The organism is Paraliobacillus sp. PM-2 (assembly GCF_001368815.1).
Classification (GTDB): Bacteria; Bacillota; Bacilli; order Bacillales; family Amphibacillaceae; genus Paraliobacillus.
On sequence record NZ_CTEI01000001.1, the window covers coordinates 1,214,180 to 1,230,364 of the forward strand.

Annotated in this window: 13 protein-coding genes, 1 other RNA gene and 1 other annotated feature; of the genes, 3 read left to right on the forward strand and 11 right to left on the reverse strand. The window is 35.3% G+C overall.

Features of this window, described 5'->3' with window-relative positions; all coding sequences use genetic code 11:
• Window positions 1-10 precede the first annotated feature (10 nt).
• From mnmA to BN1058_RS05845, 3 genes are read right to left on the reverse strand one after another with little or no spacing between them, the layout of a single operon-like run.
• Complete coding sequence (gene mnmA / locus BN1058_RS05835; RefSeq protein WP_090854204.1) at window positions 11-1,120, reverse strand: tRNA 2-thiouridine(34) synthase MnmA; 1,110 nt, start codon at window positions 1,118-1,120, stop codon at window positions 11-13.
• Between the two features lie 4 nt (window positions 1,121-1,124).
• Window positions 1,125-2,276 carry a cysteine desulfurase family protein gene (locus BN1058_RS05840; protein WP_090854207.1) on the reverse strand — a complete coding sequence of 384 codons (1,152 nt, stop codon included), beginning with the start codon at window positions 2,274-2,276 and terminating at the stop codon, window positions 1,125-1,127.
• Between the two features lie 46 nt (window positions 2,277-2,322).
• The gene (locus BN1058_RS05845; RefSeq protein ID WP_090854210.1) at window positions 2,323-2,748 is read right to left on the reverse strand and encodes a cysteine metabolism transcriptional regulator CymR; all 426 of its coding nucleotides are present in this window, start codon (window positions 2,746-2,748) and stop codon (window positions 2,323-2,325) included.
• A 314-nt stretch (window positions 2,749-3,062) separates the two neighbouring features.
• Between BN1058_RS05845 and BN1058_RS05850 the strand changes: the two genes are divergently transcribed.
• Together BN1058_RS05850 and BN1058_RS05855 are read left to right on the forward strand one after the other, a co-directional pair.
• A complete protein-coding gene (locus BN1058_RS05850; protein WP_090854213.1) occupies window positions 3,063-4,325 on the forward strand; it encodes a replication-associated recombination protein A in 1,263 nt (420 codons plus the stop codon).
• Window positions 4,326-4,435: 110 nt separating this feature from the next.
• Window positions 4,436-5,116 (forward strand): RsfA family transcriptional regulator, encoded by a 681-nt coding sequence (locus BN1058_RS05855; protein WP_369688245.1) that lies wholly within the window; start codon window positions 4,436-4,438, stop codon window positions 5,114-5,116.
• A gap of 83 nt (window positions 5,117-5,199) precedes the next feature.
• Here BN1058_RS05855 and ssrS read toward each other — a convergent pair.
• The 4 genes from ssrS to BN1058_RS14295 form a co-directional block, all read right to left on the reverse strand.
• A non-coding RNA gene (gene ssrS, locus BN1058_RS05860) (6S RNA) lies at window positions 5,200-5,379 on the reverse strand.
• An 80-nt stretch (window positions 5,380-5,459) separates the two neighbouring features.
• On the reverse strand, window positions 5,460-7,238 hold the full coding sequence (gene aspS / locus BN1058_RS05865) for an aspartate--tRNA ligase (protein ID WP_090854218.1): 1,779 nt from the start codon (window positions 7,236-7,238) through the stop codon (window positions 5,460-5,462).
• A complete protein-coding gene (hisS, locus tag BN1058_RS05870) occupies window positions 7,239-8,519 on the reverse strand; it encodes a histidine--tRNA ligase (protein ID WP_255307006.1) in 1,281 nt (426 codons plus the stop codon).
• Between the two features lie 98 nt (window positions 8,520-8,617).
• Window positions 8,618-8,848: a binding site (T-box leader), on the reverse strand.
• A 52-nt stretch (window positions 8,849-8,900) separates the two neighbouring features.
• Complete coding sequence (locus BN1058_RS14295; protein ID WP_176694451.1) at window positions 8,901-9,074, reverse strand: hypothetical protein; 174 nt, start codon at window positions 9,072-9,074, stop codon at window positions 8,901-8,903.
• Window positions 9,075-9,191: 117 nt separating this feature from the next.
• Between BN1058_RS14295 and BN1058_RS05875 the strand changes: the two genes are divergently transcribed.
• Window positions 9,192-10,247 (forward strand): N-acetylmuramoyl-L-alanine amidase, encoded by a 1,056-nt coding sequence (locus BN1058_RS05875; RefSeq protein ID WP_090854221.1) that lies wholly within the window; start codon window positions 9,192-9,194, stop codon window positions 10,245-10,247.
• 145 nt (window positions 10,248-10,392) lie between these two features.
• Here BN1058_RS05875 and dtd read toward each other — a convergent pair whose 3' ends face one another.
• From dtd to recJ, 4 genes are all read right to left on the reverse strand, one after another.
• Complete coding sequence (dtd, locus tag BN1058_RS05880) at window positions 10,393-10,839, reverse strand: D-aminoacyl-tRNA deacylase (protein ID WP_090854224.1); 447 nt, start codon at window positions 10,837-10,839, stop codon at window positions 10,393-10,395.
• A 20-nt stretch (window positions 10,840-10,859) separates the two neighbouring features.
• Window positions 10,860-13,061 (reverse strand): RelA/SpoT family protein, encoded by a 2,202-nt coding sequence (locus BN1058_RS05885; RefSeq protein WP_090854226.1) that lies wholly within the window; start codon window positions 13,059-13,061, stop codon window positions 10,860-10,862.
• A 217-nt stretch (window positions 13,062-13,278) separates the two neighbouring features.
• Complete coding sequence (locus BN1058_RS05890; RefSeq protein ID WP_090854229.1) at window positions 13,279-13,791, reverse strand: adenine phosphoribosyltransferase; 513 nt, start codon at window positions 13,789-13,791, stop codon at window positions 13,279-13,281.
• Window positions 13,781-16,135, reverse strand: coding sequence for a single-stranded-DNA-specific exonuclease RecJ (gene recJ, locus BN1058_RS05895; protein WP_090854232.1), 2,355 nt, complete (start codon window positions 16,133-16,135; stop codon window positions 13,781-13,783). The genes BN1058_RS05890 and recJ overlap by 11 nt, the downstream gene beginning before the upstream one ends.
• Window positions 16,136-16,185 lie beyond the last annotated feature (50 nt).

Below are 16,185 nucleotides of genomic sequence, written 5' to 3' on the forward strand. Positions count from 1 at the left end.
CTGTATTTGTTTAACCTACATAATCTAAACGTTTGTTATCTTTAAATATTTGATCTATTGTTGCTCCCCCTAGACAAACATCGTCTTGATAGAACACCACTGCTTGACCTGGCGTGATAGCCCGTTCACTCTCATCAAATATAACTTCTACACGATTATCATCTAATGGAACTACGGTTACTTTACTATCTTTCTGGCGGTAACGAAACTTTGCAGTACAAACAATAGCTTGGGTTGGTGTCTCATTAATCCAATTTACATCTGTTGCAATTAATCCATCTGAATATAAATAAACATTATCGTATCCTTGTTCGACCAAAAGAACATTTTTTGTTAAATCTTTTCCTACGACAAACCATGGCTCTCCAGGGCCACCAATACCCAATCCTTGACGTTGCCCAATCGTATAATACATTAATCCTTCGTGTTTTCCTTTATCTTCACCAGTCATTGTTTCCATTCTTCCAGGCTGAGCTGGTAAATATGCACTTAGAAATTCTTTGAAGTTACGTTCACCAATAAAGCAAATACCGGTACTATCTTTCTTCGTTGCTGTCGCCAATCCACGTTCTTTCGCTATTTGACGTACTTCTTTTTTCGGTAAATGCCCTAAAGGAAACATGACTTTTGATAATACATCAGAAGAAAGCTGATTCAAGAAATACGTTTGGTCTTTATTGTTATCCACTCCACGAAGCATCTCATAGCGATCCTCCACTTTTCTTACTTGAGCATAGTGACCTGTTGCTACATAATCAGCACCTAATGATAATGCATGTTCTAAAAAGGCTTTGAATTTTATCTCTTTGTTACACATAACATCTGGATTAGGTGTGCGACCAGCTTTATATTCATTCAGAAAGTAAGTGAAGACCTTATCCCAGTATTGTTTTTCGAAGTTTACCGCATAATATGGAATATCTAATTGATTACAAACACGAACGACATCATCGAAATCTTCTGTCGCTGTACAAACACCAAATTCATCTGTATCATCCCAGTTCTTCATAAAAATACCTACCACATCATACCCTTGTTCTTTAAGTAACAAAGCTGTTACAGAAGAATCAACTCCGCCGCTCATCCCTACTACTACACGTATATTACTATTATCAGTCACTTTCTCACCTCATTTCTTTCTTACTTAATCGTTTAACGATAGCTGCAATATGCTTAGCAGCTCTTTTCACTTGTTCTTCATCATTCGCTATTCCAAAGCTAAAACGGATGGAATTAAGGGTTTTTTCATGCTCTTTCCCAAACATTGCCGATAACACATGGGAAGGCTCAACGGATCCAGCAGTACAAGCACTACCACTGGAAGCAGCAATACCTTCTAAATCAAAATTCATTAATAATGCTTCTACATTCGTATATGGAAAACTAATATTAATAATTGTCGGAACCGCATGATTAGAACTATTTATGGAAAATTTTACACCACTTTCTCTTAAGCCCTCAATAAATAACTGTTTATACACCTGATATTTTTCCATTCGTTCTGACATGTTTTCTTTAACGAGTTCAATTGCTTTTTGAAAACCTATAATTGATGGAATGTTTTCTGTTCCAGGGCGACGTTTCCGTTCTTGTTCCCCACCATGGTGCAACGCTTCAAAATGTGTACCTTGTTTAATATAAAGAAAACCAATACCCTTTGGACCGTTAATCTTATGGGCAGAAGTACTTAATAAGTCCACACCCAGCTGTTGCACATCTATAGAAAGTAATCCATATGCTTGTACCGCATCGGTATGAAAATAGGCTTGGTGATCTCGGAGTAGCTCTCCAATTTGTTCAATTGGTTGAATAGAACCTGTTTCATTGTTGACCATCATAATCGAAACTAAGATTGTTTCGTTCGTTAACGCTTGCTGAACATCTTCAATTGCTACCTCTCCAGCTTCATTTACCGGTAAATAAGTCACTCGAAACCCTTTTTTTTCTAAATATTCAGCCGCATGTAAAATAGCATGATGTTCTACTTTTGTCGTTATAATATGATTTCCTTTTGCTTTATTTGCAAAAGCAATTCCTATTAGCGCCATATTATCTGCTTCTGTTCCACCGCTTGTAAAAGTAATTTCCTTTTCATTGGCTACAATACTTTTTGCTGCAGCATATCTAGCTTTATCCAATTCTTTTCGTGCTTTTCTTCCAATATGATGCACACTTGATGGATTACCAAATGTATCTTCCATTGCCTTATTAATTACCTTTATGACTTCAGGGTGCATTGGAGCAGTTGCCGCATGATCAAGGTATATTGGATCCATCTTTTTCGCCTTCTTTCTATAATGAACTTAGCTTGCTTTTCTATCTTTAAATATAAAACATATACGGTTCCTGACTTTGTTGATCATTTTCATTATATTTAGATAGATCATCTAATGTCGTCGTATCTAATACATTCTTTACTGCATCACGAATTCTAATCCATAGTGCTTGTTTAGCTGGTTCTTCATTCTCAATACCTTCTACTGGTGTGATAGGGCCTTCTAGAATACGGATAATATCCCCTGCAGTTATATCTTTTGCATCTTTTGCCAACATATATCCACCATATGCACCGCGAACACTTTTAACTAAACAGGCATTACGCAAAGGTGGTACGAGTTGTTCTAAATAATGTTCAGATAGTTGCTTTTCCTTAGCTATTGTTTTCAATGAAACAGGTCCTTCTCCAACCCGTTTGGCTAATTCAATCATAATGGTTAGTCCATAACGACCCTTAGTAGATATTTTCACCCTAACACTCCCCTGTTCAACATATTCATTTATCGAAAAGTAGTTTTATACGCTTATATCATTCATAATTTTTTATTAAACTAGGAATACGTTTCCTAGTTTAAAGTCCTTATTCATAATAAAAATCATTTAATTAAATAGTAGAGCTTTCACTAGCTTATAGTATAGCATGAATGGTATTATTCTTGCATTTTCAAAAGGTTATCAGTACGCTAGAGAAAGCAATAAAATAGAATGCTTGAAAACAAAGTAATATTTTAGCTATTTATTAATTATAAGTCAAGTTAATCATACATTAAAGGAGAATATATATTATGGTACAAAACCCTCTAGCCTATCGAATGAGACCTTCACATATAGACCATATCATTGGTCAAGAACATCTAGTTAGCGAAGGCAAGATGATTCGGCGCATGGTGGAGGCAAATCGTTTGGCCTCGATGATCTTGTTTGGACCTCCAGGTACTGGGAAGACATCAATGGCTATTGCTTTAGCAAAGAGTCTCCATATGAGATATAAATTGTTAAATGCAGTAGTCGATAAAAAAAAAGACATGGAAATTGTCATTGAAGAAGCAAAAATGTCAGGACAACTAGTCGTTGTTTTAGATGAAGTACACCGATTGGATAAAGCTAAGCAAGACTTTTTATTGCCACATGTTGAAAGTAATCTTATTACACTAATTGGTTGTACAACCAGTAACCCTTATCATTCCATTAATCCAGCGATACGAAGTCGTGTACATTTATTTGAATTAGAGCGTTTAGAACCAGATGATGTAAAGGTAGCTATTAATCGAGCGATAGTAGACAAGCAAAACGGTCTTGGCAACTTACCAATTCATATATCCAATGATGCCTATACCCATTTTGCACAGGCTGCAAATGGAGATTTACGTGCGGCACTAAATGGGATAGAACTTGCTGCCTACTCAACTCCAAAAGATCAACAAGGCCGAATTAATCTTACACTTTATATTGCAGAAGCTTGTATGCAGAAGAAAAGTTTTTCGCATGACAAGAATGGTGACGCACATTATGACGTACTCTCTGCCTTCCAGAAATCCATTCGAGGTAGTGATGTGAACGCTGCGCTACATTACTTAGGTAGATTAATTGAAGCTGGTGACTTAGAGAGCATCGCTCGCAGAATGATTGTTTGTGCTTATGAGGATATTGGTGTTGCTAATCCACAGGCAGGACCCAGGGCTCTTGCCGCTGTTGAGGCCGCTGAACGAGTAGGCTTTCCTGAAGCTCGTATACCGCTTTCTGTTGTGGTTGTAGAATTATGTTTCTCACCTAAGTCAAATTCAGCCTACATGGCTTTAGACCAAGCGTTAGCTGATATAAAGCATGGAGACATAGGAGATATTCCTCCACATTTAAAAGATGCACATTATCAAGGTGCGAAAAGTTTAGGTAGAGGAATAGATTATCAATATCCCCATCAATATGAAAGCGGTTGGGTTAAACAGCAATATTTACCTGATAAACTAAAGCATAAAAAATACTATCAACCAAAGAAAACCAGTAAAGTAGAACGTGCATTTAAACAAATCTATGATAATTTAGATTAACTTTTGTATATTGCCAGTCATTTCTGATCATACTAGTAAAAAACAATATTAGTTCCTATCAAGTAAATAGTTTTATAATACAAAGTTACTAGATAGAAAAGAGTTAAGGAGTGATAATATTGGCAAAAGTAAGACAAGACGCTTGGTCACATGAGGATGATCTATTATTAGCAGAAACGGTACTTAGACATATCCGTGAAGGCAGCACACAGTTAAATGCGTTTGAAGAGGTTGGAGATAAATTAAATCGAACATCAGCTGCTTGTGGTTTTAGATGGAATGCAGAGGTAAGACAACGTTATGAACAAGCGGTTTCCATTGCAAAAAGACAACGAAAAGAAAGAAAAAGAAAAATATCAACACAACAAAATCATTTGAACCATTCCTTTCATTCAGAAAATAAAAAAGCACAACAAACAATCGAAAAAGCATTTATCAACCATACTACTGTTTCAGATGTCAAACCTGTTGAAGTACAGGAACTAAATTTAAACCAAGTCATTCAATATTTAAGAACAGTAAAAAAAGAGATGGAAGAAACAGATCGTTCACAAAAAAGCATTGAAAAAGTAGAACAAGAACGTGATCATTTACATAATGAAAACGAAAAACTACAAAAAGAAATAAAACACTTAGAAAAACAACTTGAAACAGTCCAAGCTGATTATCAAGCATTCTTGCAAATTATGGATCGGGCTCGAAAAATGGTAGTATTCCAAGATCAAGAAGATCCTACTACACCAACATTTAGAATGGAAAAGAATGGTAACTTAGAACAAGTAGCTAGATAGAATAAGAATGGTAAAGCATACGGTATGCTAAATAGTTAAAAAAAGAGCACCCAAGTGGGTACTCTTTTTCTTATGTATAGTAGTACAATCCCGATCGTGCCGTCTTTCTTAAAAGTTTTGGCCCGCTCTTCGCAGGTGGGTGCTTTGTTTTATGCTTTATACGTCCAAAAGTTAGGCGTGTACGCCACATAAAAACACCAAGCTCCCAATATTATAAATGTTCGGTCAAAACATTAATAATCCAACGAACACATCAGGAATGTGCACTACATTTATTACCTTATGTCTAAATATTAGCATAGAACTAATTAAATTTCAAGTCAAAATGTAAGCGTTTCTATTGTTATTTCGTGTCTGTTTGATTTTGTAGTACAAGACTTAACTCATCAAGCTGATCATCACTAACGGTTCCTGGCGCTTCTGTTAGTGGATCCATTGCAGACGCTGTTTTCGGGAATAAAATGGTGTCGCGCAAATTAGATTTTCCAGCCAATAACATAACCAAGCGATCAAACCCGAGAGCAATTCCCCCATGTGGTGGTGTACCGTACTCTAACGCCTGTAATAGGAACGAGAACTGTTCTTCCGCCTCTTCTTTTGAGAAACCTAAAATCTCAAACATTTTATCTTGTAGCTCTTTCTTGTAGATCCTTAAGGAACCACCGCCAAGTTCAAAACCATTTAATACTAGATCATACGCTTGTGCTTTTACCTGTTCCGGATTCGCACTTAGCTTATCAATATCTTCATAAGCTGGCATAGTGAATGGGTGATGCGCTGCAAAATATCTTCCTGCCTCATCATCATACTCTAATAATGGCCAATCTGTAACCCACAAGAAATTAAATTGACTTTCATCAATTAAGTTCAACTCTTTACCTAACTTGAGACGCAATGCACCTAAGCTATCATAAACAATAGATTGCTTGTCAGCAACAAATAGTAATAAATCATTTGTTTCTGCTTGAAGTGTCTTAGCTATTGCTCGTTGTTCTTCTTCAGTAAAGAACTTAGCAATTGGACCTTTCAACCCTTCACTTTCTACTTTTAGCCAAGCTAAACCTTTTGCACCATAAACATTGACAAATTCAGTTAATTTATCAATATCTTTACGAGAGTAAGTGGTAGCATGTCCTTTGACATTAATAGCATTTACTTTTCCACCAGACTTAACCGTACTATTAAAGACTTTGAACCCTGAATCTTTCACAATCTCTGATACATCTATAAGTTCCATATCAAAACGCGTATCCGGTTTATCAGAACCATAACGAGCCATTGCTTCTTCATATCGCAAACGCGGGAAAGGAAGTGCCAACTCAATTCCCTTTACTTCTTTCATCGTTTTTTTCATCATTCGTTCAGTCATTTCTATAATTTCATCACTAGACATAAATGATGTTTCAATATCAATTTGTGTAAACTCCGGCTGCCGATCAGCACGTAAGTCTTCATCTCGGAAGCAACGTGCAAATTGATAATATCGTTCAAATCCTGCAACCATAATTAATTGCTTAAATAATTGTGGTGATTGTGGTAAAGCATAAAAGTGACCAGGATGAACACGACTAGGAACTAGATAATCACGTGCCCCTTCTGGTGTACTTTTGGTTAACATTGGCGTTTCCATTTCTAAATAACCTTCTTCATTTAAGAACTGACGAATAACTTGGGTTGCCTGATGTCTTAATTGAAACGTCTGTTGCATCGATTGTCTTCTTAAATCTAAGTATCTATGCTTTAAACGTAATTCTTCTGTAATATCTTTATCTTCATAAATAGAAAAAGGAGGATTCTTTGCTTCATTTAGAACGTTTATTCCTTCTACCACTACTTCCACTTTACCAGTTGCCATTTTTTCATTAACCGTGTCATTACTACGTTCAACTACTTGACCCGTCACCTCTATAACATATTCACTTCTAATCGTTTCAGCAATTGCTAATGCTGGTTCAGAAACGGTTGGATTGAAAACAATTTGCACAATTCCTGAACGATCACGCAAATCAATAAAAATCAAACCACCTAGGTCCCGACGTTTTTGTACCCATCCTTTTAAACAAATGGTTTTACCAACATCGTCTTTTCTTACTTTTCCTGCTAACTCTCTTGATTGCTGCATTTAATTTGTACCTCCTGTAACCAATTTTTCCAATGTTGTTTCAATGTCAGCTATTCTTATTTGTTTTTGCTCACCTGTTGCCATATCTTTTACATTCACAACATTATTGGCTAATTCTTCTTCACCTAAGATGAGAACATATTTTGCATTCAAGCGATCAGCTGTCTTGAACTGTGCTTTGAATTTTTTACCTTGATAATCTTTATCTACTTGAATACCAGCTTTTCTTAATGTATAAACAAGTTCAACTGCTTTTTTCTCTGCATTATCTCCCATTGCTATTACATAACAATCCAAGCTGTTATCTAATGGTAAAGCAACACCTTCTGCATCTAGTGCCATTAGCAAACGCTCCACACTAAGAGCAAATCCTATTCCTGGCGTTTCTGGACCACCAAGATCTTCTACTAAACCATTGTAGCGGCCACCACCTGATAATGTTGTGATTGCACCGAAACCAGATGCATTACTCATAATTTCAAATGCTGTATGGTTGTAATAATCTAAGCCTCGAACTAAATTCTTATCAATCACGTATTCTATGCCCATTTGATCTAAATAATCTTTTACCTGTTCAAAGTAATTTTGAGAGTAATCATTAAGATACTCTAAGATGGATGGTGCGGTTTTCATTGCTTCATGATCTTTATCCTTTTTACAGTCCAGTATACGTAATGGGTTTTTATCAAGACGCACTTGACAATCATTACATAGTTCTTCTTTATGTGGTTCAAAATGTTTCATTAATGCATCTCGATGATTTGTTCTACTTTCATTATCACCTAAACTATTTAGAACAAGCTTCAATGACTTAAGCCCTAATCCTTCATAAATATTCATCGCCAAAGCCATTACTTCTGCGTCTATAGCTGGATCTGCACTCCCTAATGCTTCGACCCCAAATTGAACAAACTGTCGCATTCTTCCTTGTTGAGGACGCTCATATCGAAACATTGGTCCAATATAAAACAATTTAGTTGGTTGTGTAGGATTTCCGAACAATTTATGTTGAACAAACGCTCTAACAACAGATGCTGTTCCTTCTGGTCGAAGAGTCAAACTTCGGTCTCCACGATCATTAAAGGTATACATTTCTTTCTGAACTATATCAGTTGTATCACCTACACCTCTTTGAAATAATTCCGTATGTTCAAAAATTGGTGTGCGAATTTCTTGATAATTATATGTACGACATAAAGCTTTAAATTTTTCTTCAACATACTGCCACTTTTCAGTCTCTTCTGGTAATAAATCTTGCGTACCTCGTGGTACATTAATCACTGCGCATTCCTCCTGATTCAATAACTACTATCATTATCGGTGAAAAATTTAGACATTTCTGCCAATTTTAATAAACATAAATAAACTCCCGTCCCTGAAAAAGGGACGAGAGTTACCCGTGTTGCCACCCTAGTTGAAATACATTACACCATCCGTATTTCCACTCTAACAGTTAACGCCTGTTATTACGTTTGCATTTACTATCATTTGTTCAACACAACACCTTCGGAATGTCCTTCATCTAGACGTTAAGCAAGAATCTTTTCAGCCAATGAGATTCTCTCTCTTTCCCCACCTATCTAAATTACTGTTTCCTTCATTGGTTTTTATTTAATACGTAATTAGAATTGTTTATAATAATACTGTTTGCCATATAAATTGTCAAGATCGTTTTAAATTTTCTTTTAGCTTTTGAACATCCTCTGTAGAGATTCCTAATTCTTCTGCGATCTCTAAGCTATTTTGATTAGATTCTAATTCCATAAATTGATGAAAATCAACACCGAATATAGAGGAATTTTGTTGAGATATACTTTGCTTATTTGTCTTACGCAATCCATTCACCTCTTTATTATTCCATTTCTCTCCGCAAAATAACCTTTGACTTACAGATACATGATTGATTAAGATAAAAAAGGTAGACATCAATCCTACAATTGGGAGGAAAGGAAAATGTATCAATTACTGAAACGTTTAAGTATTTTTTTCTTATTTATAATTATGATATCCCATTCTACCATTACCTATGCAGAAGAAGTAATTATTCAAGTCAATAACCTTAATCTGAGAAGTGGACCAGGATTAACGTATGATGTTATTGGACAAGTAAATCAAGGGGAAGACTATCCGCTTATTGAAAACCAAAAACAGTGGGTACAGATTAATTACAAAGGGAACAATGCTTGGGTTGCGATGAAATACGTGAAGATTAACAAGCCAGATCAAAAGACTACCGACGATTATAAAAACACCGATAATGTTAGTACCATATATGATAACACTAATTTACGTAATCTTCCTTCCACGGAAGGAAAAATTGTAGGAATTATCCCTAAAGGGACGAAATTATTGGTTGAAGATACTACAAACAATTGGGTGAAAACAAAATGGGAAGGAATAAAAGGTTACGTACCAGTTGGACTAGTTACTGATATGCTACCTAGTCAATTTGAAACCCATTCAAATCTAAAAGGAAAAGTGATTGTTCTTGATGCTGGTCATGGCGGACGAGATGTAGGAGCAACAGGAGCTAGTAACACGCACGAAAAAGATCACACAATTCAAACAGCATTAAACATTAAATATGATTTAGAACAACTAGGTGCAATCGTTCATTTAACACGTTCAAATGACAAGTTCATTTCTCTTACCGCTAGAGCAATTTATGCGAATCACCTGCAAGCCGATGCATTTTTGAGTATACATTATAATAGTACACCACAACATCCCAACGCAAACGGTATAAGCACCTATTATTATGATAAAAAAGATCAACTATTCGCTAAATCTATACATGAAGAATTATTAAAAACTACGAATAGTAAGAATCGTAGCGTGCAATTTGGTGATTTTCAAGTACTTAGAACCAATCACACACCAGCATTATTATTAGAACTTGGATTTATTTCAAATACAACGGAAGAACTTCAGATACAACGAAATACGTATCAAAAGAAAATTAGTAGAGGCATAATTGCAGGCATGCAAAAATATTTCTTAACCAATTAAAGGATGACCTTTTAATCTTATAAATTACCATGCCCTCTATCTTTAGCTACGTGAGAAGGATTTCTTTCTAAAGGACTTAAAATGTTCATATCCAAATATTGTACACCTTACAAAAAAATAGCAGAGGAGTGATCACCTCCACTGCTTATTTCTCTTTGCTGTCTATAATTAAAGTAACTGGGCCATCATTGATGCTATCCACTTCCATCATCGCACCGAATACGCCTGTTTCCACTGTGACACCCGCTTGTCGTACTTGTTTATTGAAAGATTCATAGTAATTTTTGGCAACCTCAGGTCGTGCAGCTCCCATAAAATTCGGACGTCTTCCTTTACGTGTATCCCCATAAAGGGTAAATTGAGACACAGATAACAAACACCCATTTATATCTTTTAATGAAAGATTCATTTTTTCATTTTCATCTTCAAAAATGCGTAAATTCATTATTTTGTTCGCTAGATATTCTACGTCGGCTTCTGTATCTTCATGTGTAACTCCAATAAAGGCAAGAATGCCCTCTTTTATTTCTCCAACTGTTTCTTGATTAACTCGCACACCAGCTTTTGCAACTCGTTGAATAACTGCTTTCATTTGTAAATAACCCCTTTTACTTACTGAACAACTCTTTCTACTGTATACACATCTTTAATTTGTTTTAGTCGTTCTACAATTTTCCGTAGGTGACTTAGATTATGAATTAATATGGTTAGATTCACAACCGCCATTTTATTTCTATCCGATCTTCCATTTACAGCAATTATATTAGTTCGCATTTCATTAACTGTTTGCAACACATCATTTAAAAGCCCTCTACGGTCATAACCTGATATTTCAATATCAACATGGTATTGTTTCGACTGTGTACCTGCACTTTCCCATTCCACATGTAATAAACGATGATCAACTTGTTCTGTTTGCATATTCGGGCAATCTTTTCGATGTACGGAAACACCACGTCCTTTGGTAATATAACCTACAATATCATCGCCAGGAACTGGATTACAACATTTAGCTAGTCGAACTAATAAATTATCCACACCCTCAACTTTCACGCCTGAGTCTTTCTTTCTAGAAGATTTCGGCTTTACTGTTTGTTTTTGGGCATTTTCAATTGTTTGCTCTAACACTTGGTTTTGTTCTTCTTTTCTTAGTTTTTCTGTTAATCGTGTAGCAATTTGTGCTGCCGTTATCCCTTGATAACCAACAGCTGCAAACATATCATCAATACTGACAAAATTGAATCGTTCTGCAACACGAGTTAAATTATCATTCGTAGCCGCATCTTTTGGTTCATATCCCAGCAGCTTCACTTCTTTATCCACTAGTTCTTTTCCTTTAACAACATTTTCATCACGTTGTTGCTTTTTAAAGAACTGTTTTATTTTATTTTTCGCTTGAGAGGTTTGTGTAATTTTTATCCAATCACGCGATGGACCATATGAATGTTTAGATGTCATCACTTCAACAATGTCACCGTTTTTCAACCTGTAGTCTAAAGGCTCCATTTTTCCATTAATTTTAGCTCCGATTGTTTGATTACCAACTTCGGTATGAATTTTATAAGCAAAATCAATTGGCACAGATCCAGCTGGTAATTCAATAACGTCTCCTTTTGGTGTGAAGACATATACCATATCAGAGAACAAATCAACTTTTAACGACTCCATAAATTCTTCTGCATCATGTGTTTCATTTTGCCATTCTAATATCTCTCTAAACCAAGCAAGTTTTTCTTCTGAATTTGCTTTTCCTTGATCCAGTTTTTTTCCTTCTTTATACGCCCAGTGTGCCGCGATACCATATTCAGCAATATCATGCATTTCTTTTGTTCGAATTTGAACTTCTAATGGTGCACCTTTTGGACCTATAACTGTCGTATGAAGTGACTGGTATAAATTAGCCTTAGGCATAGCAATATAATCTTTAAATCGTCCTGGCATTGGTTTCCAGCATGTATGAATAATACCTAGCACGGCATAACAATCTTTAATACTATCGACAATAATACGAACAGCTAATAAGTCATATATTTCATTAAATTGTTTATTTTGCAGAACCATTTTCCTATAAATACTATATAAGTGTTTCGGTCTACCTGAAAAGTCGGCATGTATATTCACTTCTTCTAGTTGATTCTGCACTTCTTTCATAACTTCTTCAATATAGTGCTCACGTTCCTGCCTTTTTTGTTTCATTAAATTAACAATTCGATAATATTGTTGTGGATTTAAATAACGTAAAGCAGTATCTTCTAATTCCCACTTGATGGCTGAAATACCTAATCGATGTGCAAGTGGAGCAAAAATTTCTAATGTTTCATTTGAAATTCTGCGCTGTTTCTCTGGTGGTAAATGTTTTAAAGTACGCATGTTATGCAAACGATCAGCTAGCTTAATTAAGATAACTCGTATATCTTTAGCCATCGCAATAAACATTTTCCGGTGATTCTCCGCTTGTTGCGCCTCTTTAGATTTATATTTAATCTTCCCCAGTTTGGTGACACCATCAACAAGCATTGCGACTTCACTGTTAAATGTTTCCTCTAACATTTCAACAGTGATATCTGTATCTTCTACCACATCATGTAAAAATCCACCAGCAATTGTTTCTGGATCTAATTCTAAATGAACTAGTATGCTAGCAACTTGTACTGGATGTAAAATATATGGTTCACCTGATTTTCTGAATTGGTTTTCATGTGACTTTTTTGCATATTCATATGCATGTCTAATAAAATCAGTATCTTCCGATGAAAGATACTGGGATGCTTGTTCAATCACTTCTTCAGCTGTTAGAATGTTATCCTTCGACATTTTATCACCTTTGTCCTTTTTAACCCTCTGTTCATTTAGAATGATCACAATAAATACAATACTAACTTTATCTAGTATAATAAAAGATTTTTATGAATGATACAATGATTTCGTATCATTTCAACACTTTCTTTCAAACAATTTCTAACAAATTATGCACGTTAATTGGAAATAAGGAGTACCCTGTCAAAAGGCACTCCTTTCATGTTACATTAACTTAGTATTCCATTAATGTAAGAATATCATAACCATTTAATTTATCGCGACCATTTAAATATGTAAGCTCGATTAAAAAGGCACATCCAATAACAATTCCACCTAGAGCTTCTACTAATTTTATTGTCGCTTCAATCGTACCACCTGTAGCTAATAAATCATCGGTTATTAATACACGTTGACCTGGCTTAATTGCATCTTTATGAATCGTTAAGACATTTTTTCCATATTCTAACCCATAATCAACTTTTATTACTTCACGTGGAAGCTTTCCCTCTTTTCGCACAGGTGCAAACCCAACTTCTAAGGCGTAAGAAACTGGACATCCAACAATGAAGCCTCGTGCTTCTGGCCCTACTACAAGATCTATTTTTTTCTCTTCCGCATACTGTACTATTTCATCCACAGCAGCTTTATAAGCCGTACCATTATCCATTAATGTTGTGATATCTTTAAATTGAACGCCTTCTTTTGGCCAATCTTCCACTACTGTTATATACGATTTATAATCCATAAATCATTTCCTCCTTAATCGAGCTGTTTTGCTCCATTAGACTTGTTATCCAGTCTTTTAATTCTTGATAAGTAGAATAATACATTATCTTTTCAGTCTTTGCTTGTTCTATCACTTCTTGATATATATGAGATTCAGTAAGGTCGCGTTTTGGTGGTTGCTTTATTGGACGTATAACTCCATCATCTATTTTAACAAATTCCAATTCAGAAAACACGCTAATAATTAATTCAATTTTGTTTTTCTTCCACCCTTTGTGCTTTATTAATAAAGGTATATCTGATGAAAGAACAAAGCTCCCCCGCTTAAGTAACATACCATAGAACCATTTAAAATCATTACGATTTGGAAAAACTTGTGATAGCTGGCTATTCGTAACTTGATAGCTTACAATAATTTTTTCAGGTGTGACCCACTTCATTAATTCTCGTGTATGTTGTCGTTTTGTTGGTAAATCGGCAAGAATAATTGTTTTATAATTGCTTAACACTTTCTCTGCCTGTTCATTTTTCAATTGATCAAAATGATACTGTTCAAAAGGTAAAGAACTAAAAGTGGATTGGGGTTGGAATGTAATAATAGCAGTATCACTCGGATCAAAATTTCCCATTTGTTTTTGCCATAATTTCGATCCTCTAAAATCAAATAGTTGCCAGTCCTTTATAGCCACGTCCTGGATCATAATTTGTGTGTTCTTTTTACCATTCCACTCATTTATTTGTAAGAATCCAACCACATCCATAACAGCTTGTGAACTGATGAAGGGATATAGGTCTCCCATCCCAAAACCTATTGCTTGGATTAATTGCTTCTCACTCTGAAATGTTGCTTTTAAATGATTTTGCTTACTACCTATCTGTCGTAATTCATTTGGTTTTGCTTTAATATGAAAAAGTGGTTTTGGATTCCCCATTCCAAACGGAGCTAATTGATCCAATGTTTGAATTAAATTTAAATCAATGTCAGCTAATTCTATTGTTTCTTCTATGTCAAGCTGTTCTTTATAATCATCCAACGATAGCTTTTGCTTAGCTAATTGATTTAATTCCTTTCTAATAAAATCAACATTCTTAATCGACAATGTCATACCAGCTGCCTGAGCATGCCCACCAAACTGAAGGAATAAATGCGCTAATTCCATGCCATTTTCAAACATATCAAAAGCGGAAATACTACGAGCGGAACCTTTTGCTCTCTGCTTTTCAGGTTGAATGGTTAGTACAATTGCCGGACGTTGATAGCATCGTACTAACTTTGATGCAACAATGCCTAATACTCCCTCATTCCATCCTTCTTGTGCAACAACAATCACATGCTTATTGGCTTCTTGATTAGACTCTACATGACTAATAGCTTCTTCTGTAATATCAGCTACAATTTTTTGGCGCTCTTGGTTTATTTCATTAATATCATTTGCAATAGACCGCGCTTCTTCTATATCCTCTGTTAATAGTAACTCTAAGGCTGGATAAGCACTTTGTAGTCTCCCTACTGCATTAATTCTTGGTCCAATTAAAAAACCAATATCCTCTTCAGATATGGTGTTTGATAAACCCGCTATTTTTTTTAATGCTATAATGCCAGGTCGTTTTGATTGACTTATTACTTTTAAGCCATGATATGCTAAAATACGATTCTCATTTACCAATGGAACTAAATCAGCGATGGTTCCAATGACAACTAAGTCTAAAAATTGTTTTGGAAAATAGCCTAATAAATAATGAGCTAATTTAAACGCAACACCTACACCAGCTAATTCTTTAAAAGGATAGGATGCTGAACATTTTGGATGAACAATAGCATAAGCATCCGGTAATGTTGATTGTACCTCATGGTGATCCGTTATAATTAAATCAATGCCTAATTCTTTGGCCAATTGTGCTGGACCAAATGCAGCAATCCCTGTATCTACAGTTATAATTAATTGAAAACCTTGTTTAAATGCTTCCTGAAATGCTTGTTCATTAGGCCCATATCCCTCAGTGAAACGATTTGGGATATAGTAATCACACATAGCCCCCAATTCACGTAAGGTTTCTACTAAAACAGCTGTTGAACTAACACCATCGGCATCGTAATCTCCATATATTAAAATACTTTCGCCGTTATCAATTGCTTGGTTAATTCGTTGTTTTGCCTTATCTATACCTGATAATAGTGATGGGTCATACAGGTGATCAAGATTCGGTTGTAAAAAAGAAACTGCCTCTTCCTTTGATTGAATATTACGCTTTACTAATAGACGTTCAATTAATGGGGATAAGCCTAAACCATCAAAGGTTGTATCAACCAACTCTTTTATTTCATCATTTTTGTATTTCCAATTCGCTTGACTGTGTAACATAAATTCACCCCTGACCAACTTATTATACAGTAGTGAGTCAGGGGGTTCAA

Bases quoted from the DNA above. Each gene is read 5' to 3' on its own strand.
- BN1058_RS05890 (WP_090854229.1), bottom strand. From the start codon at position 13,791: ATGGATTATAAATCGTATATAACAGTAGTGGAAGATTGGCCAAAAGAA.
- recJ (WP_090854232.1), bottom strand. From the start codon at position 16,135: ATGTTACACAGTCAAGCGAATTGGAAATACAAAAATGATGAAATAAAA.
- BN1058_RS05885 (WP_090854226.1), bottom strand. From the start codon at position 13,061: ATGTCGAAGGATAACATTCTAACAGCTGAAGAAGTGATTGAACAAGCA.
- BN1058_RS05875 (WP_090854221.1), top strand. From the start codon at position 9,192: ATGTATCAATTACTGAAACGTTTAAGTATTTTTTTCTTATTTATAATT.
- BN1058_RS05850 (WP_090854213.1), top strand. From the start codon at position 3,063: ATGGTACAAAACCCTCTAGCCTATCGAATGAGACCTTCACATATAGAC.
- BN1058_RS05840 (WP_090854207.1), bottom strand. From the start codon at position 2,276: ATGGATCCAATATACCTTGATCATGCGGCAACTGCTCCAATGCACCCT.
- dtd (WP_090854224.1), bottom strand. From the start codon at position 10,839: ATGAAAGCAGTTATTCAACGAGTTGCAAAAGCTGGTGTGCGAGTTAAT.
- aspS (WP_090854218.1), bottom strand. From the start codon at position 7,238: ATGCAGCAATCAAGAGAGTTAGCAGGAAAAGTAAGAAAAGACGATGTT.